This is a genomic window from Kitasatospora sp. NPDC059795 (assembly GCF_042732175.1).
Taxonomy (GTDB): domain Bacteria; phylum Actinomycetota; class Actinomycetes; order Streptomycetales; family Streptomycetaceae; genus Kitasatospora.
In genome coordinates this window covers 183,339-199,828 of the sequence record NZ_JBHWID010000003.1, presented here as the reverse complement: position 1 = coordinate 199,828, position 16,490 = coordinate 183,339, and the positions used below count along the sequence as shown (strand labels likewise).

At 73.5% G+C, this 16,490-nt stretch carries 16 protein-coding genes; 9 read left to right on the top strand and 7 right to left on the bottom strand.

All coding sequences use genetic code 11. The annotated features are described in order from the left end of the window. Positions 1 to 2: 2 nt before the first annotated feature. The gene (locus tag ACFV4P_RS08050; protein ID WP_380468516.1) at positions 3 to 1,649 is read left to right on the top strand and encodes a bifunctional aspartate transaminase/aspartate 4-decarboxylase; all 1,647 of its coding nucleotides are present in this window, start codon (positions 3 to 5) and stop codon (positions 1,647 to 1,649) included. Positions 1,650 to 1,680: 31 nt separating this feature from the next. Here the strand turns inward: ACFV4P_RS08050 and ACFV4P_RS08045 are convergent, their stop codons facing one another. The 3 genes from ACFV4P_RS08045 to ACFV4P_RS08035 are packed head-to-tail and all read right to left on the bottom strand — an operon-like array spanning position 1,681 to position 3,824. Continuing rightward, positions 1,681 to 2,334: a response regulator gene (locus ACFV4P_RS08045; protein ID WP_380468514.1), complete on the bottom strand. Its 654-nt coding sequence runs from the start codon at positions 2,332 to 2,334 to the stop codon at positions 1,681 to 1,683. An 8-nt stretch (positions 2,335 to 2,342) separates the two neighbouring features. Beyond that, positions 2,343 to 3,470: a sensor histidine kinase gene (locus ACFV4P_RS08040; RefSeq protein ID WP_380468512.1), complete on the bottom strand. Its 1,128-nt coding sequence runs from the start codon at positions 3,468 to 3,470 to the stop codon at positions 2,343 to 2,345. Between the two features lie 15 nt (positions 3,471 to 3,485). Continuing rightward, on the bottom strand, positions 3,486 to 3,824 hold the full coding sequence (locus ACFV4P_RS08035; protein WP_380468510.1) for a hypothetical protein: 339 nt from the start codon (positions 3,822 to 3,824) through the stop codon (positions 3,486 to 3,488). Between the two features lie 141 nt (positions 3,825 to 3,965). Here ACFV4P_RS08035 and ACFV4P_RS08030 point away from each other — a divergent pair, with 141 nt between their 5' ends. The 3 genes from ACFV4P_RS08030 to ACFV4P_RS08020 all read left to right on the top strand — a co-directional run bounded on the left by ACFV4P_RS08030 (position 3,966) and on the right by ACFV4P_RS08020 (position 7,363). Then, positions 3,966 to 4,616, top strand: coding sequence for a tetratricopeptide repeat protein (locus ACFV4P_RS08030; protein ID WP_380468508.1), 651 nt, complete (start codon positions 3,966 to 3,968; stop codon positions 4,614 to 4,616). 434 nt (positions 4,617 to 5,050) lie between these two features. Next, on the top strand, positions 5,051 to 6,298 hold the full coding sequence (locus ACFV4P_RS08025) for an alpha/beta fold hydrolase (protein WP_380468506.1): 1,248 nt from the start codon (positions 5,051 to 5,053) through the stop codon (positions 6,296 to 6,298). 201 nt (positions 6,299 to 6,499) lie between these two features. Next, positions 6,500 to 7,363, top strand: coding sequence for a universal stress protein (locus ACFV4P_RS08020; protein ID WP_380468504.1), 864 nt, complete (start codon positions 6,500 to 6,502; stop codon positions 7,361 to 7,363). 87 nt (positions 7,364 to 7,450) lie between these two features. Here ACFV4P_RS08020 and ACFV4P_RS08015 read toward each other — a convergent pair whose 3' ends face one another. Continuing rightward, positions 7,451 to 8,092 carry a TetR/AcrR family transcriptional regulator gene (locus tag ACFV4P_RS08015; protein WP_380468502.1) on the bottom strand — a complete coding sequence of 214 codons (642 nt, stop codon included), beginning with the start codon at positions 8,090 to 8,092 and terminating at the stop codon, positions 7,451 to 7,453. Between the two features lie 223 nt (positions 8,093 to 8,315). Between ACFV4P_RS08015 and ACFV4P_RS08010 the strand changes: the two genes are divergently transcribed. Together ACFV4P_RS08010 and ACFV4P_RS08005 are read left to right on the top strand one after the other, a co-directional pair. Beyond that, positions 8,316 to 9,080 carry an SDR family NAD(P)-dependent oxidoreductase gene (locus ACFV4P_RS08010; RefSeq protein WP_380468500.1) on the top strand — a complete coding sequence of 255 codons (765 nt, stop codon included), beginning with the start codon at positions 8,316 to 8,318 and terminating at the stop codon, positions 9,078 to 9,080. Between the two features lie 200 nt (positions 9,081 to 9,280). Next, the gene (locus ACFV4P_RS08005) at positions 9,281 to 10,468 is read left to right on the top strand and encodes an alpha/beta hydrolase (RefSeq protein WP_380468498.1); all 1,188 of its coding nucleotides are present in this window, start codon (positions 9,281 to 9,283) and stop codon (positions 10,466 to 10,468) included. A gap of 366 nt (positions 10,469 to 10,834) precedes the next feature. Here the strand turns inward: ACFV4P_RS08005 and ACFV4P_RS08000 are convergent, their stop codons facing one another. Both ACFV4P_RS08000 and ACFV4P_RS07995 read right to left on the bottom strand, forming a co-directional pair. After that, complete coding sequence (locus ACFV4P_RS08000; protein ID WP_073808957.1) at positions 10,835 to 11,161, bottom strand: hypothetical protein; 327 nt, start codon at positions 11,159 to 11,161, stop codon at positions 10,835 to 10,837. Positions 11,162 to 11,323: 162 nt separating this feature from the next. Next, positions 11,324 to 11,725, bottom strand: coding sequence for a ribonuclease domain-containing protein (locus tag ACFV4P_RS07995; RefSeq protein WP_380468496.1), 402 nt, complete (start codon positions 11,723 to 11,725; stop codon positions 11,324 to 11,326). A gap of 270 nt (positions 11,726 to 11,995) precedes the next feature. Here ACFV4P_RS07995 and ACFV4P_RS07990 point away from each other — a divergent pair, with 270 nt between their 5' ends. Next, a complete protein-coding gene (locus ACFV4P_RS07990) occupies positions 11,996 to 13,258 on the top strand; it encodes an esterase/lipase family protein (RefSeq protein ID WP_380468494.1) in 1,263 nt (420 codons plus the stop codon). Between the two features lie 79 nt (positions 13,259 to 13,337). Further along, positions 13,338 to 13,862 carry a hypothetical protein gene (locus tag ACFV4P_RS07985; RefSeq protein ID WP_380468492.1) on the top strand — a complete coding sequence of 175 codons (525 nt, stop codon included), beginning with the start codon at positions 13,338 to 13,340 and terminating at the stop codon, positions 13,860 to 13,862. A gap of 91 nt (positions 13,863 to 13,953) precedes the next feature. On the opposite strand, the gene ACFV4P_RS07980 is transcribed toward ACFV4P_RS07985, so the two are convergent. Next, positions 13,954 to 14,724 (bottom strand): IclR family transcriptional regulator, encoded by a 771-nt coding sequence (locus ACFV4P_RS07980; protein WP_380468490.1) that lies wholly within the window; start codon positions 14,722 to 14,724, stop codon positions 13,954 to 13,956. Between the two features lie 127 nt (positions 14,725 to 14,851). On the opposite strand from ACFV4P_RS07980, the gene aceB reads away from it, so the two are divergent. Next, a complete protein-coding gene (aceB, locus tag ACFV4P_RS07975; protein WP_380468488.1) occupies positions 14,852 to 16,477 on the top strand; it encodes a malate synthase A in 1,626 nt (541 codons plus the stop codon). The last annotated feature ends 13 nt before the right edge of the window (positions 16,478 to 16,490 follow it).

Sequence of the window (16,490 nt, the reverse complement as noted above, 5' to 3'; positions counted from 1 at the left end):
CCATGACCAAGCCGTCGATCAGCCGCGAAGAGATCCACCGCCTCGCCCGGCTCAGCCCGTTCGAACTCAAGGGCGAGTTCGTCCGGCTCGCCGAGCACTACCAGGCCGGCCGGCCCGGACAGAAGGAGAAGTCCACCGCCCACATGCTCAACGCCGGCCGCGGGAACCCCAACTGGATCTGCACCGGCCCGCGCGAAGCGATGCTCGCCCTCGGCCACTTCGCGCTCGCCGAATCCCGCCGCGTCTGGACCGCCGACAACCTCGGCGGCATGCCCGAACGGATCGGCATCGCCCACCGCTACGACCAGTTCGCCCGCAGCCACCCCGAACTGCCCGGCATCGACCTGCTCTCCGCCTGCCTCAGCCTCGCCGTCGACCGCTACGACCTCGACCGCGACGCCCTCGTCCACGAACTCGCCGACGCCGCCATCGGCGACAACTACCCCGTCCCCGACCGGATGCTCACCGCCGCCGAACAGATCGTCGTCGGCTACCTGCACGAGGAACTGATGGACCGCCGACCGCCCGAAGGCCGCCTCGACCTGTTCGCCACCGAAGGCGGAACAGCCGCCATGTGCTACATCTTCGACTCCCTGACGAAGAACGGCCTGCTGCACAAGGGCGACCGGATCGCCCTGATGGTGCCCGTCTTCACCCCCTACATCGAGATCCCCGAACTCGACACCTACCAGTTCGACGTCGTCCGGATCGAAGCCAACTCCTACGCCGAGACCGGCGTCCGCGAATGGCGCTACCCCACCGAGGAGGTCGCCAAGCTCGCCGACCCCAGCATCAGACTCGTCTGCCTGGTCAACCCCAGCAACCCGCCCTCGCTCGCGCTCTCCCAGCGCGTCACCGACCAGATCAAGTCCATCGTCGAAAGCTCCAACCCCGGGCTGATCATCGTCACCGACGACGTCTACGGCACCTTCGTCGACCACTTCCGCAGCATCGCCGCCGACCTGCCCCGCAACACCCTGCTCGTCTACTCCTACTCCAAGCACTACGGCTGCACCGGCCACCGCCTCGGCGTCATCGGCCTCCAGCGCGACAACGTCATCGACGACGCCCTCGCCGCCCTCCCGCAGGCCGACAAGGACCGCCTCGCCGGCCGCTACGGCAGCCTCAGCCTCGACCCCGGCAGCATCCGCTTCATCGACCGCCTGGTCGCCGACTCCCGGCAGGTCGCCCTCAACCACACCGCCGGACTCTCCCTGCCGCAGCAGGCCCAACTCACCCTGTTCTCGCTGTTCGCGCTGCTCCCCGAGGGCAAGGCCTACAAGGAGAAGGTGCAGGCCATCGTCCACCAGCGGCTCCAACTGCTGCTGGAGGGCTCCGGGATGAAGATCTCCGAGGACCCCGCACGAGCCGGCTACTACGTCGAACTCGACCTGCTCGCCGAGGCCGAACGCACCTCCGGACCCGAGTTCGCCGCCTTCCTGAAGGCCACCTACGAACCCACCGAACCCCTGTTCCGGCTCGCCGAACAGACCGGCGTCGTGCTGCTCAACGGCGGCGGCTTCGACGGCCCCGAATGGTCCGTGCGGGTCTCGCTGGCCAACCTCGACGACCTCGACTACCTGAAGATCGGCCACCACCTGAAGGAGATCTTCGACGAGTACCGGGCGGAGTGGCAGGCCTCCCACTGATCGGCGCCGACGGGGAGTCGGGGCCGGCAGGTCACTGCTCGGCGGACGGTCGGACGACGCCGTGGTCGAAGGCGAACACCACCGCGTGCACCCGGTCCCGCACCCCCAACTTGTCCAACATCCGGCGGACATGGGTCTTCACCGTCGCCTCGCCCAGGTGCAACGCCGCCGCGATCTCCGCGTTCGAGCGGCCCCGGCCCAGCAGCTCCAGCACCTGCCGCTCGCGCGGCGTCAACCGGGCCAGCGCCCGCCGGCCCGCCGCCGAACCGTCCGGCGGGGCCGAACGCGCGAACTCCGCCAGCAGGCGGCGCGTCACCGACGGGCCGAGCAGCGCCTCCCCGGCCGCCACCGTCCGAACTCCCGCCAGCAGGGCCTCCGGTGGCGTCCGCTTCAACAGGAAGCCGGCCGCGCCCGCCCGCACCGCCGCGAACACGTACGCGTCCAACTCGAAGGTGGTCAGCACCAGGACCCGCGCCTGCGGACAGCGCAGCGCCAACTCCGCCGTCGCCGCCACCCCGTCCAGCACCGGCATCCGCACATCCATCAGCACCACGTCCGGCCGGCACTCCACGGCGACGCGCACCGCCTGCGCACCGTCGGCGGCCTCGCCGACCACCAGCAGGTCCGGCTGGGTGCCGAGCATCATCCGCAGGCCGGCCCGCATCAGATCCTCGTCGTCGGCCACAAGCACCCTTATCGGCACGGAAGTTGCACCTCCACGCGCCAGCCCTCGGCATCCGGGTCCGGGCCGGCGGTGAGGGTGCCGCCGAGCGCGGTCACGCGGTGACGCATCGAGGCGAGGCCCCGGGGTGGGGTGCGGGGTGCGGGTCGCGGGGCGGGCTGCGGGACGGGTGAGCCGTTGTCGGTAACGGTGACGGTGAGGCGGGTGGCGTGCGGGGTGGTGGTGAGGCGGACGGTGGTGGCGGTGGCGGTGGAGTGCTTGAGGGTGTTGGTCAGGGACTCCTGGACGATGCGGCGGACCGTCTCGGACTGTTCGGTGGTCAAGTGGTCCACCTCGGCCGGGAGTTGGAGGGTGGGGGAGAGGTGCGGGGGCAGGTCGGCGAGCAGGGCTCGGAGGGCTTGGGCGAGCGGTGGGGCGGGTTGCAGCAGGCCGAGGACGCGGTCGAGATCGGTCATCGCGTCGCGGCCCACGCGTTCGATCCGCTCCAGGGCCGTGCGGACGTCCGGTGGGCCGTCCGGCAGGCAGAGGCGGGCCGCGCCCGCGTGGGTCACCATCACCGTCACCGCGTGGCCGACCGCATCGTGCAACTCCCTTGCCATCCGGGACCGTTCGTCGGCCAGCAGCTGTTCTGCGCGCAACTCGGCGGCTGCCCGGCGACGTTGCTCGGCCCGTTGCAGGCGCAGGCGGGTCGCCAGGCCGACTGCCGCCGAGGCCGCGTGCACGGTGCAGGCGAGGGCGAACCCCGGGCGCCCGGCGAGGGCGATCAGGACGGTGGCCACCGGGACGGCCGCCAGCGCGGCCGCGGCGGCCGGTGGCCGGGTACGGGCGAGCACCACCAGGGGCAGGGCCGAGGCCAGCGACAGGTTGGTCACCGGTTCGCCCGCCGCCACGACCGCGACGGTCGCGGCCGCGCCCGCCCACAGCGCGCCCACGGGTGCGACCCGCCGGCCCGCCAGGGACGCGAACCAGACCACCACCGCGACCCGCTCCGGTACCGGGCCGTGACCGAGGGACGCCGGGGAGCCCGCACCGCCGATCGCGATGCCCGCCGACGCCCACGCCACCACCACGTCCAGCACAACCCACCAGCCCCGCGCGACAGTTCGGTCCGCACGCCACCATGCCGGGATGCTCCGCACCGCCGGACCTCCCCTTCAGTCGGCGGCGGACTGCTGCTGCTGCCGCCGAGCCTGTGCGGCACGCAGCCGGCGGACCTCCGCGAGCAGACGCGGGACGTCCTGGCGGGCGCCGGCGATGAACTCGATGTCCGCGTCCGTGCGCGGATCGACTCCGAGGACCTCGTGGCCGCCGACGAAGCGGCGCAGGTAGAGCTCGTCGTCCTGGGCCGGATCCGAGTCGAGCTGGACGAAACTGCCGCCGCCGATCGACTGCCGGCTCTCCAGCCGGGCGATCCACGGCCCCGGCGAGGCGGCCGAGGAGCGCCGTTCGACGGCGGCCAACTCCTCGTCGGACAACGGCTGATCGACACTCATGAGTTCTCCGTCGGCGCTCGCCGCCTGCCGCGTGCAGGCGTCCCGCCCATGCTAGGCATCCCCGTGATCTCCGGTCGTCCGCCCCGGAGTCGACCCCAGGTCGTCCTCCGGGAGGACCGGCCGCCCACTACGATCGCGCCCATGACTGCGGACGGACGGATCGAAGAGGCGGAACTCGTGTACCAGCGCGCCGTGTTCGGCGGCGACGCCGGTGAACTTGGCACCGCAGAAAGCGGGTTGGACGGCGTCGAAGCGGACCTCGCACTGGCCAGGGGGAAGCTCGTCCACGCGCGCTTCCTGGACCAACGGGTCGAGGACGCCCGCGAGTTGGAGCTGTTCGAGCGGGCCGCCGAACTGTACCGCCGACTCGGCGACGAACGCGGCGAAGGCGAGGCGCTGTTCTGGATCGGAACGTTCCACCAGGTGGTGCGGGACGACAACGAAGCGGCGCTGCCGGTGCTCCGCCGCGCCCGTGAGCTTGCAGCCCGGGCCGGGGACCGGCTGACCCTCTCCTACGTGCTGCGCCACCTCGGGTTCGCCGACCACACGGCCGGCCGACTCGACTCCGCCCGCGCCCACTTCGAGGAGTCCACCCGACTGCGCCGCGACCTCGGATTCCTGCCGGGCGTCGCCGCCAACCTGATCGGCCTCGCCTTCCTGGCCGCCCAGCAGGAACGACGCGAGGACGCCGCCGCACTGCTCGCCGAGGCGGCCGAACTCGCCGAGAAGAGCGAGGCGCACGGCGTGCTGCGCTGGGTGGCCGGGGCCCGGGAGGAACTCGGTCTGGGATGACCGGCGGTCGTTCTTGTTGCTTGTTGCTTGTTGCTTGTTGCTCGTTGCTTGTTGCTCGGTGTTCGGCGTTCGGTGCAGGCCGGTCGGGGATCAGTGCGCGGCGTGCTGCTCGGCGAGTTCCTGCTGCTGACGTCGCCTCCTGCGTCGACCCGGCACCCGGTCGGCATCCCCGGCGGTCGGCACCCTGGCAAGCGGGACTCACCGCCCGGGTGGTCGGTGCTCGTCGCGCTGGAGACTGCGGAGGCGGTGCCCGCCCGAGTCGAAGGCCGGCCACTCGCCGAACGCTCAGGCCCGACGATCGTGCCGTCCGGCCACCGCGCTGCCCTCGGTCGCCAACTCCGCTCCGGGGATGACTGGTTGTCCACCCGGAAGGGGATCGGTTCGAGCCCCGGCGGGGACGCCCGCGGGCCGGGGGACGGGGGACGGTGGACGGCATGAAGAAGCTGCTTGCGGGTGTGTTGCTGGTGGTCGGGGTGCTCGGTGGGGTGGTGGGCGCCGGGGTCGGGACGGTGGCCGCCGGGGCGGTGCGGCCCGTGCTGGGTGTGATGGTGGCCGGCGCGGTCGGCGGGCTGGCCGTCGGCTGCGGGGTGCCGGTGTGGGGTGCGCGGCGGTTGGCGGGGTGGCCGCGCTGGCTGCCCGTGGCGATGAGCGGGGTGCTGGCGGCCGGGCTGGGCACGGCCGTGCTGTGGCCGGGGGAGCGCGCCGTCCCCGGAAACGCCGACGCCATCTGGGAGTTGCCGACCGGCTCGCGACTCGCCTACCACCTGACGCCCGCCCGGGGCCCGGCCCGCCCCGAACCGGTCGTCCGGCTGCACGGCGGCCCCGGCACCCCCGGCGAGGCGGCGGACGGGCTGGACGAGGAACTGAGCCGGGCCGGCTACCAGGTCTACACGTACGACCAGTTGGGGTCGGGGGACTCCCCGCGACCGGCCGACCTGTCCGGGTACACCGTGCAGCGGCAGATCGACGACCTGGAGGCTGTCCGGCAACGGCTCGGCGCGGAACGGATGGTGCTGATCGGCGCGTCCTGGGGCGGCACCCTCGCCGCCGAGTACCTGGCCGCGCACCCCACCCACGTCGCACGGGTGGTGTTCACCTCGCCCGGCACACTCTGGACCCCCGAGTACACCGACGAACAGGCCGGCCAGCTCTGGGACCGGCTCACCCCCGACCAGCGCCGCCGGATCGACGGGCTCGGCGGCAGCGGGCTGCGCGTCCCGGTCTGGTCGGCGCTGCTGGCCCTCGACCCCGCCCAGGCCCACGCCCTGCTGCCCGACGACCAGGCCGACGCGCTGTTCCGGCAGCTGCTGACCGTCTCCGGCTCCGCCGCCACCTGCCACCCCGGCGCGGCCGGCGCACTGCCCGTCAAGACGCCCGGCTTCTACGCCAACCAACTGATCGCCGCCGACCTGCGCCACCGCCCCGACCCGCGCCCCGCGCTGCGCACCGTGCACGTCCCGGCGCTGGTGCTGCGCGGCGAGTGCGACTACAAGCACTGGGAGATCACCCGCGAGTACCGCGACACCCTGCCCGGCGCGCAACTGCTGTACGTCCCCGGGGCGGGCCACGCGATCGCCGTGGACCGACCCGCCGAGTACCGCGCCGCCGTGCTCGCCTTCCTCACCGGCGCCCCGCTGCCCGGCAGCCCGTACACGGGCGCGGAGGACCCGGCGCGGCGGTGAGGGAAAGCGGTTTCCAGTTGGGTGCGGCGGCGGTCCGGCAGTCAGCGGGAAAACGCTTTCCGGATGCGGCCGGGAGGATGGGCGGAGGTGTCCGGAAGGCAGTCGGAAAGCGCTTTCCGTTTCCCGTGCCGTCCCTGTTTGTCCCCGTGGTGAGGGGCGGCGCATGCTGGAAGGGACCAACCCGGCTCCGAGGAGTGTGCCATGGAGATCAGGGGACCCAGCGGCGTGATCGCCGGGGTCGACGGCTCGAAACTCGGTGCCGAGGCCGCCGAGTGGGCGGCCCGCGAGGCCGAGCGGCGCGGCGAGAGCCTGCACCTGGTGCACGCCGTCAACACCGGCACCGTCACGCTCTCGCCCCGCACCGGGACGACCGTCACCGATCTGATCCTGCGCGAGGCGGCGGAACTGTTGGAGACCATCAGGTCCGGGCTGGAGGCCGCGCACCCGGGGCTGCGGATCACCGGTGACGTCGTCCCGCGCGATGCGGCGGAGGCCGTGCTCACCGCCTGCGAGCACGCCGGACTCGCGGTGCTCGGCACCCGCGGGCACGGTGGGTTCGCGTCGCTGCTGCTCGGCTCGGTCAGCCTGCGGGTCGCCGCGCACGCCGTCTGCCCGGTGGTGGTGGTCCGCGGTACCGAGCACCCCGAAGGGCCGGTGCTGGTGGCCGTCCACGACGAACGGGACTCCGCCGCGCTGCGGTTCGGCTGCGAGACGGCCGCCCGGCGGGGCCTGTCGGTGCGGGCGCTGCACACCTGGTCGCCGGTGGTCGCCGACGTCGGGCGGATGGCGCCGATGGTCGACGAACTCGGCGAGGAGAACCGGCTGCACGAGCAGCTGCTGCTGCGCACCTGCGATCCGGTCCGCGAGGACTTCCCCGCCGTCGAACTTGAGACCCAGCAGCTGACCGGGGGCACCGCCGCGACCGTGGTCGAGGAGTCCCGCACCGCCGCGCTGGTGGTGGTCTCCCGGCACGACCCGGCCCCGCGGTTCGGACTGCGGCTGGCCACGCCCGTGCACGCCGTCCTGCACCACGCGCAGTGCCCGGTGGCCGTCGTCCCGGTGTGAACAGTCCGGGGGAACAAGGGAGTTGAGCCCGCCCGGCTCGGGTCGGGCCGGTTCGGGTCAGCTCGGTCCGGGTCGGGCCGGTTCGGGTCAGCTCGGTCCGGGTCGGTTCGGCTCGGCGAGTGGCCCGGTGAGGCGGCGGAAGGCGGTCTCCGCGAGGTCGGCGGCGCCGGTCGGGTCGGTGTCGCCCGCCGCCCAGGCCTCGACGGCCACCCGCATCGCGGCGTTGGCGGTGGCCGCGAGCAGGAGGACGTCCAGGCTGTCGGCGGGCAGGCCGACGAGCTCGGCGAGGACGGGGCGCAGCGCGGCCTCGGCGTCGTGCTGGGTGCGGTGCCAGACGTCGCGCAGCGCCGGGTCGTCGGGCATGGCGCGGAGCAGGCCGCGGGTCCAGCCCAGGGAGGCGGCCGGCCGGCCGGGGGCGGGGGCGAGTGCGGCGCGGGCGGCGTCGACCAGGGCGGGCAGCAGCGGGGTGCCGGGCGCGGTGGCGGCGAGCAGGTCGACCCACTGGCGGGAGCCGTCGGCGAGCAGCGGGGCGACGGCGTCCTCCTTGGTGCGGAAGTAGCGGTAGAAGGTGCGCAGCGAGACGCCGGCGGTGCGGGCGATGTCCTCGGCGGTGGTGCCCTCGGCGCCGCGTTCGGAGAACAGGCGGGCGGCGGTGAGCGCGATCTCCTGCTGGGTGGCGGCCTTGCGGCGCTCGGTGAGGGAGAGGGCGGGGTGTTCGGGTGCGGCCATGGTGTGTCCCCCGGGACGGGCGGCGGGTGCGGGTGCGGGTGCGGGCGGCGGGTGCGGGTGGCGGGTGCGGAAGGCGTTCGGTGGGTCGCCGGTGCGGTACCCAGCGTAGCCGCTCGGGCGTCACAGGATGCGGGTGTGGCACAACGTGCCATGTTGACGTAACGTGCATTGCGAGAGGTCGGGGCCCATCAGGCCCGACCCGACGCACGACAGGGAGACCCCCATGAACCGCTTCGAAGGCCGCCGCGTCCTGATCACCGGCGCCGGCTCCGGCATCGGCCGGGCCACCGTCCACCGGATCCTGGCCGAGGGCGGCACCGTGGTCGCCGCCGACGTGGTCGAGGCCGGGCTCGCCACCACCCGTGAGCAGGCCGAGGCCGACGGCACCGCCGACCGCCTGACCGTCAAGGTCGTCGACATCTCCGACGAGGCCTCCGTCAAGGCCGGCGTCGGCGGCGCGATCGCCGAACTCGGCGGCCTCGACGTGGTGGTGAACGCCGCGGGCATCCTGCGTTCCACGCACACCGAGCAGACCACGCTGGAGTTCTGGAACCGCATGCTGGCGGTCAACCTCACCGGCACCTTCCTGGTCACCCGCGAGGCGCTGCCCGCGCTGCTCGCCACCGGCCGCGGCGTGGTGGTCAACTTCTCCTCCACCTCCGCCGCGTTCGCCCACCCGTACATGGCGGCCTACGCGGCGACCAAGGGCGGCATCCAGTCGTTCACCCACGCCATCGCCGCCGAGTACGCCAAGCAGGGCCTGCGTGCGGTCTGCGTCGCCCCGGGCTCGATCGCGTCCGGCATGACGGCAGCCCCCGGCCTGCCCGAGGACGCCGACATGTCCTGGTTCGCCAAGCTCCAGCCCGCGATCGGCCAGGGCTTCGCCGGACCCGAGACGGTGGCCGGCGTCATCGCGATGCTGGCCTCCGACGACGGCGCGTTCGTCACCGGCACCGAGATCCGCATCGACGGCGGCACCCACGCCTGACGCCCCGTCAAGACGGCACGCCCCCCGCCCGCCGGCCCGCCCCTCCGTGATCGGGGCGGCGGGCCGGAACCGCCCGGGTGTCCGCCGGCGTCGTCCCCGCAGCGTGCATACTTAGCCGGCACGTTCGTCACGGCCGCGCCGAGCCCGCCTGCCACCGGCTCGGGGACGCGCGGCGAGGGGAAGACACGGGGAACACGGCCATGGGGCTGACCAGCACGACGCTGCTGCTGTTCACGATCGAGATCGCACTCGCGGTGCTGGGCGCCACCGTCTGGTGGTGGCCCGCCATGGCGAAGCACCACTGGCGGGCCGTCCTCGGCCGGATCGGCCTGCTGCTCGGCAGCCAGCTCGCGCTGCTCGCGGTGATCGGCCTGGTCGTGAACAACTACTTCTCGTTCTACAGCAGTTGGAACGACCTGCTGGGCACCGGCAAGGACGGCCCGGTCTCCGTCAAGGCCGCCGCCGCGCCCCCCGTACCCGTCGGCGCGACCGTCGCCCCGAGCGACCGCCCCAGCGCCGAACCCGAGCCCGCCAACCTGCCGCTGCTCCCCGCCCAGGAACTCGGCAAGGAACCCGTCAACACCACCGTCGGACGCGACCCGCAGAAGGTCGGCGAGATCCGCTCCGTGCGCATCCCCGGCGCGCGCACCGGCCTGAGCACCGACGGATACGTCTACCTGCCCCCGCAGTACTTCCAGCCCGGCAACGACCAGCGGAAGTTCCCCGCCGTCATCGCCATGACCGGCTTCCCCGGCGACGCCAAGGCACTGATCACCCGCTTCAACTACCCCGGCGTCGCACTCGACGAGATCCGGGCCGGCCGGATGCAGCCCACCGTCCTCGTCCTGATGCGCCCCTCACCGGCGATGCCCGCCGACCCCGAGTGCGAGAACGTCCCCGGCGGGCCGCAGGCCGAGACCTACTTCGCCAAGGACGTCCCGCGCGCCGTCGCCGCCACCTACCGCGTCGCCACCGGCCCCGGCGCCTGGGGCGTGATGGGCAACTCCACCGGCGGCTACTGCGCCGCGAAGCTCGCCATGCGGCACCCCGAGGTCTTCGCCGGCGGCGTCTCCATCTCCGGCTACCTGAAGGCCGCCGAGGACGTCACCACCGGCGACCTCTTCAAGGGCAGCCAGCAGCGCCGTGACGAGGCCGACCTGCTCTGGCGCCTCCAGCACCTGCCGATGCCCGCCACCGCAATCATGCTCAGCGGCGCGGAGAAGGGCGACGGCGACTTCCGCAAGGACGCCGACGCCTTCACCGCCGCCGCCAAGCCCCCGCTCGCCACCGGCGTCGCCTCCGTCCCCGAAGGCGGCCACAACTTCACCACCTGGATCAAGCTCCTCCCCGCCGGCTTCGAGTTCCTCTCCACCCACCTGAAGGCCTGACCCCGCGCAGCAGCAGGCAAGAGCCGTCCGTCGCCGAGCGCGGTCGGGTGACGGCCGCGGCGGCGGTGATCAGGGCGGCGTACGGGTGGAAGGACAGAGTGCCGGGGCCGGGGTGGCGGGCGGTGGTGGCTTCGGCGTAGCGGCAGCCGGCGGTGAGATGACGGTGCTCCTCCTGCCCCGCCGGCGCGGAAGGGTGGCCCGGGGCGAGGCGCAGGGCCTGGGCCGGCAGGCCGCAGGCGCAGTCGCAGCGGCCGGTCGTGCCGGGGCCGAAGAGGGCGAGGGCGCGCAGCTGCGTGGCGAGAGCGCGGGCGCGGTCGTCCAGCGCCCGGCCGAGCCGGCCGAGCTGGGCCGGCCGGCGGACGAGGGTCAGGCCGGGGTGAGGGTGCCGGTGTGGAGCTGGCCGACCCGGCCGGATTCGCCCTCCCAGGTCCAGAAGGCCTTGACGGTCAGGGAGTTGAGGTCCATGACGTGGCTGACGGTGAGGCCGCTGCGCTCCGTCCAGGAGACGAACCAGATGCCCGGGGCGACCGCCGCGGTGTGCAGGGCCACGTCCTCGAACTGGCCGGCGGACTCGCCGAGACCCTCCCAGCGGAGCCGGGTGCCGTCCGCGGAGTAGGCGTTGCGGAACGCCGCGCCGTTGTCGACCTCGAAAAGGTAGGTGCGGCCGGCGAAGCCCGGCAGGGCGGCGGTCATGTGTGGGCGGTCCTTCGGCGGTCGGTGCGGGTCGGTGCAGTGGGCGGAACGAGGCGGGGCGGGCTGGGACGTGCAGGACGAGCAGGACGAACGGGACGGGTGCGGCCGGTGGGGCCGCACCCGTCCCAACCTATCGGACCGGGGTCGGAAGCGGGGGCCCGATCAGCAGGCGAAGTCGACGCGCCGGAACGTCACGTAGTGGTCGGCCGTGTAGTAGTCCTCGTGGTGGACCGTGCCGGTGATGATCCGCCGGGTGCCGCGGGTCGGGCTGCCCGGGGTGATGACGGTGTACTCGTGGTAGTAGCCGGTCGACCGGGCGGGCAGCACGCCCTCGCGGTTCTGGAAGACGACGCCGTCCTGGGAGTACGGGAAGGGCCCGCCGGCGTCGATCAGGCGGATGGTGTCGCGGCCCTGGCTGGGCAGTGCCGAGTAGCAGATGTTCCCGCTGACGGCCGCGTGCGCCTCGGTGGCGGTGGCGGTGACGGCGACGGGGGCGAGGGTCAGCAGGCCGAGGGCGGCGACCGAGACGGCACGGATCTTCAGCGCACGTGGAGTCATTCGCATGCCGCCAGTGTGATGCGCCGTCAGCCGCCGCCGGAACCTTTGTCGGGAACACTTCACCTGCGGGTCGCGGCCGGAAAACCTGGACGACGCACGGCGTACCCGCGGCCGGATTGTGGTGCGCCGACACCACCGGGCCGCCCGACCTGTGGTCCTGACACATGGGTGGCCGCCCCCGCCGCCCCTAACGTGACCTGACCCACATTCGGACCGCCGACCGGGCCACCCCCACGTGGCCGGGCGGCGGTCACCCGTCCGTCGAAGGAGGACCAGGTGCGCCACCCGCTCAGGTCCGTGTTCACCGCCGTGCTGGCCGGAGCGCTGCTCGCGCTCGGCCTCGCCCCCACCCAGGCCGCCGCGGCCGCCGCCGTCCCCTCGTACCTCACCCAGGAAGCGGTCTTCGGCTCGCCCGGCAACGGCTGGGCGCAGGTCGAGCGCTACCTGGACGGCACGTCCGGGTTCACGCAGGAGCAGTACCCGTCCGACGGGCGCGGCGACCAGGACGGCGCCCGGGTCACGTACTTCGGCGGGGTGAAGCGCCCGTTCTCCGGCCGCTTCCTGCTGTACAGCGCGCAGGGCTGGAACACCACTGCCGGGACGCCCGTCCTGCTGGTGCACGGCGCCAACGACAACGCCGACCGGGCCTGGGCGAACCCCGGCGCGACCGGCAGCTGCGGCGCGTCCAGCTGCCCGAGCACCGGCATGGCGCAGGCCCTCGCGGCGTCCGGGCACCGGGTGTTCGCGATCGGGTTCGCGCACAAGCAGGGCGACAACCTGATGCAGGCCCAGACCGTCGGCGACGCCATCGCCGTGATCAAGGCCCGCACCGGCGCGGCCAAGGTGGACGTGGTGGCCTGGAGCAAGGGCGAGGTCGCCGCGCGCTCCTACGTGTCGTCCGTGAAGCCGAGTTGGGGACGCGCCTACGCGGGCGACGTGCGCAAACTGGTCACCCTCGGCGGCCCGAACGGCGGCCTCGACTACACCTACGCGCACGGCTGGGCGTTCTCGCTGGCCACCTGGCCCGCCTGCGGCGGCACCGCCAACGCGCCGTCCCCCCACCTGTACATGACCTGCTACGGCACCTACACCGCCCAGCCCTGCCTGGGCGTCCTGCCCACCGGCGGCTACGACTGCTTCCCCGGGCAGCGCCAACTGCTCGCCCGCTGGGACGGCCCCTACGGCGTGGACGGCACCATGCAGGACTGGTGGACCACCTACTACGGCGGCCAGGGCTTCTACACCTCCGGCCAGGGCATCCAGGCCGCGATCGACGCCGGCTCGCTGATCAAGCCGCTCCAGCAGGCGGGCGTCCCGGTCGCTGTCCCCACCTACCTGCTGGCCGGCGGCTCCGCGGACCTCCCCGGCATCCTGAACGAGGGCCGCGGCCCGAGCGACGGACTGGTCTTCACCGCCAGCGCGCTGGACACCACGGGGATCGGGACGGTCGGCGGCACCGCGCTGCTCGGCGGCCTCAACCACATGGAACTGGCCTGGGGCGCCGCGGCGGTGAGCCAGGTGACGACCTGGCTGGCGTAGCGGCGCTGTCGGCGGAGGGCGTCCACGTGTTGTCCGGTTCGGCAGATCGGTGTCGGCCGGGCGCACTACAGTGCCGGACATGTCGACGTCCTTGCTAGCCCTGCTCCGTGACCACGCGGCCGTCGCCGAGTTCTTCCGCTGGCCGGGTGAACTCGACCTCTCCCGCACCGAGCACGTGGAACCCGTCCACCTGGCGAACGGCCTTTCCCTGGAGCCGTTCGCCGGGGACGGCGGCGGCGGGACGTACTTCTTCTGCGGCGAGGGCGGCGAGGGGCGTCCGATCCTGTTCGCCGACTCCGAGGGCGGCGCAGCGCTTCTCGCCGTCGGACTGCCCGAGTTGCTGCGCCTGCTGCTGGCCGCGCCCTGGTGGCGTGACTGCCCCGGTTGCACGGCGGAGGAGAGCGCGGCCGGCGAGGCCGAGTACCTGGAGGACGAGCCCGCGCTGCTCGACGGCCGCGCCGCCACCGCGGCGGCCGTCGGACTCGCCTGCCCGACGGCCGCCGAGGCGCTCGCCCTCCTGCACCGGACGGCCACCGGCATCGGACGCGAGTTCGTCCTGATCTACACGCCCGAGGACACGCCGTACCGGATGCTGATCAGCTGAGCTGCTCGCCGAGCCGTTCGAGCAGCCTGGCGGCACCGGCGCGTACCCGCCGTTCCGCCGCCGGCGCCGCCTCCGCCAACTGCCGGGTCCGTCAGAGCGCCGCGCCGAGGCGGGCCGCGATCGCCTGCATCAGGGGGACGAGCGCGGCGGGCCCGGACTGGGCTTCGAGGGCGTGGATGCGGGCTTCGGGGCCGGAGACGGAGAGGGCGGTGGGGGTGGGGGCGCCGGGGACGGCGACGGCGAGGCAGCGGACGCCGATCTCCTGTTCCTGGTCGTCGACGACGTAGCCGGACTCGCGGGCGGCGGCGAGCTGGGCGAGCAGCGCGGCGGGGGCGGTGACGGTGTGCGCGGTGTGGGCCTGGAGCGGGCCGGGGCCGAGCAGGGCGCGGGCCTCGTCCTCGGGGAGCTGGGCGAGCAGGGCCTTGCCGACGCCGGTGCAGTGCGGCTGGGCGCGGCGGCCGACCTCGGTGAACATCCGCATGGAGCGCCGGCTCTGGACCTGGCCGACGTACACGACCTCGGGGCCCTCCAGGACGGCCAGGTTGGCGGTCTCGCCGGTGGCCTCCATGAGTTCGGCGAGGAACGGGCGGGCCCAGGAGCCGAGCAGGCGGTTGGCGCTCTCGCCGAGGCGGATCAGGCGCGGGCCGAGGGTGTAGCGGCGGGCCGAGTCCTGGCGGACGTAGCCCTGGGTGACCAGGGTGCGGACCAGGCGGTGGATGGTCGGCATCGGCAGGCCGGAGGCGGCGGAGAGTTCGCTGAGGGTGGCGATGCCGCCGGCGTCGGCGAGGGCCTCCAACAGGAGGAAGGCGCGTTCGACGGACTGCACCGAGCCGGTGGTGCGTTCGGTGGGGGTGCTGGCCACGGGACGGGTTCCTTCGTGATCGGACGTTCGCGCGACCTCTCAACGGGGCGTTGAAATTCTGCATCGCGGAAATTACTCTCCACCCTACAGAACCGAACAGCGGACCGGCCCGAGGAGAGTGCCGCCCATGGCTGCAGATCAGGGTTCGAAGGTTCCGGGCGTGGCGGTCACCGGCCCGCCGGTGGAACGCGCCGAGGAGGTGCTCACCCCACAGGCGCTGGCGTTCGTCGCGGGCCTGCACCGCGCATTCGACCTCCGGCGGCGGGAGTTGCTGGCCGCGCGCACGGCACGCCGGGCGGAGATCGCCCGCACCGGCGCCCTCGGCTTCCGGCCGGAGACGGCCGACGTCCGCGCGGCGCAGTGGCAGGTCGCGCCCGCGCCCCGCGCGCTGACGGACCGCCGGGTGGAGATCACCGGCCCCACCGACCGCAGGATGACGATCAACGCGCTGAACTCCGGCGCCCAGGTGTGGCTCGCCGACTTCGAGGACGCCTCCGCCCCCACCTGGGCCAACGTGGTCTCCGGGCAGCTCCACCTGATCGAAGCGTTCGAGCGCCGGATCGACTTCACCGACGCCCGCGGCAAGGCCTACGCGCTGCGCCCCGCCGCCGAGCTGGCCACCGTCGTGGTGCGCCCGCGCGGCTGGCACCTGGACGAGCGGCACCTGACGGTGGACGGCGAACCGGTGGCCGGCGCGTTCGTCGACTTCGGCCTGTACGCCTTCCACAACGCGGCCCGGCTGCTCGCCCGCGGCCCGCAGGACCCCAACTCCGGCCCGTACTTCTACCTGCCGAAGACCGAGAGCCACCTGGAAGCCCGGCTCTGGAACGAGGTCTTCACCCACGCGCAGGCCGAACTCGGCATCCCGCACGGCACGATCCGCGCCACCGTGCTGATCGAGACCGTCACCGCCGCGTTCGAGATGGACGAGATCCTGTACGAACTGCGCGAGCACGCCGCCGGGTTGAACGCCGGACGGTGGGACTACCTGTTCTCGATCGTGAAGAACTTCCGGGACGCGGGCCCGCGGTTCGTGCTGCCCGACCGCAACGGCCTCACCATGACGTCCCCGTTCATGGCCGCCTACACCCGGCTGCTGGTGCGGACCTGCCACCGGCGCGGCGCGCACGCGATCGGCGGGATGGCCGCGTTCATCCCGTCCCGCACCGACCCGGAGGTCAACGCGGCGGCGCTGGCGAAGGTCCGGGCCGACAAGGAGCGCGAGGCGGACGGCGGCTTCGACGGCACCTGGGTCGCCCACCCCGACCTGGTGCCGGTGGCGCGGGAGTGCTTCGACGCGGTGCTCGGCGGGCGTCCGCACCAGAAGGAGCACCCGGGGGCGGCCGGCGGCGTCACGGCGGAGGAGTTGCTCAACATCGAGGGAGCACAAGGAAATTGTACCTCCGCCGGGCTGCGCAACGCCGTCCAGGTCGGCGTCCGGTACGTCGAGTCGTGGCTGCGCGGGATCGGCGCGGTCGCCATCTTCCACCTGATGGAGGACGCCGCCACCGCCGAGATCTCCCGCTCGCAGATCTGGCAGTGGATCCACAACGGCGTGGTGCTCGCCGACACCGGCGAGCAGGTGACGGCCGAGCAGGTCCGGCGGCTGCTGGCCGAGGAACTCGTCGCGCTGCGGGAGGAGGCGGGGTCCGGCCGGCGGTGGGACGAGGCCGCCGCGCTGTTCGAACAGGTGGCGCTGGGCGAGGATTTCCCGGAATTCCTCACGCTCCCGGCGCTCGCCCTGCTGGAGTGAGACGCCGGCGGAA

Excerpts from the sequence above, each read along its gene's own strand:
- ACFV4P_RS08015 (WP_380468502.1), bottom strand. The coding sequence starts at position 8,092 with ATGGCCGCACCCGAACACCCCGCCCTCTCCCTCACCGAGCGCCGCAAG.
- ACFV4P_RS08005 (WP_380468498.1), top strand. The coding sequence starts at position 9,281 with ATGGGGCTGACCAGCACGACGCTGCTGCTGTTCACGATCGAGATCGCA.
- ACFV4P_RS07995 (WP_380468496.1), bottom strand. The coding sequence starts at position 11,725 with ATGCGAATGACTCCACGTGCGCTGAAGATCCGTGCCGTCTCGGTCGCC.
- aceB (WP_380468488.1), top strand. The coding sequence starts at position 14,852 with ATGGCTGCAGATCAGGGTTCGAAGGTTCCGGGCGTGGCGGTCACCGGC.
- ACFV4P_RS08030 (WP_380468508.1), top strand. The coding sequence starts at position 3,966 with ATGACTGCGGACGGACGGATCGAAGAGGCGGAACTCGTGTACCAGCGC.
- ACFV4P_RS08000 (WP_073808957.1), bottom strand. The coding sequence starts at position 11,161 with ATGACCGCCGCCCTGCCGGGCTTCGCCGGCCGCACCTACCTTTTCGAG.
- ACFV4P_RS08025 (WP_380468506.1), top strand. The coding sequence starts at position 5,051 with ATGAAGAAGCTGCTTGCGGGTGTGTTGCTGGTGGTCGGGGTGCTCGGT.
- ACFV4P_RS08010 (WP_380468500.1), top strand. The coding sequence starts at position 8,316 with ATGAACCGCTTCGAAGGCCGCCGCGTCCTGATCACCGGCGCCGGCTCC.
- ACFV4P_RS07985 (WP_380468492.1), top strand. The coding sequence starts at position 13,338 with ATGTCGACGTCCTTGCTAGCCCTGCTCCGTGACCACGCGGCCGTCGCC.
- ACFV4P_RS08020 (WP_380468504.1), top strand. The coding sequence starts at position 6,500 with ATGGAGATCAGGGGACCCAGCGGCGTGATCGCCGGGGTCGACGGCTCG.
- ACFV4P_RS08050 (WP_380468516.1), top strand. The coding sequence starts at position 3 with ATGACCAAGCCGTCGATCAGCCGCGAAGAGATCCACCGCCTCGCCCGG.
- ACFV4P_RS08035 (WP_380468510.1), bottom strand. The coding sequence starts at position 3,824 with ATGAGTGTCGATCAGCCGTTGTCCGACGAGGAGTTGGCCGCCGTCGAA.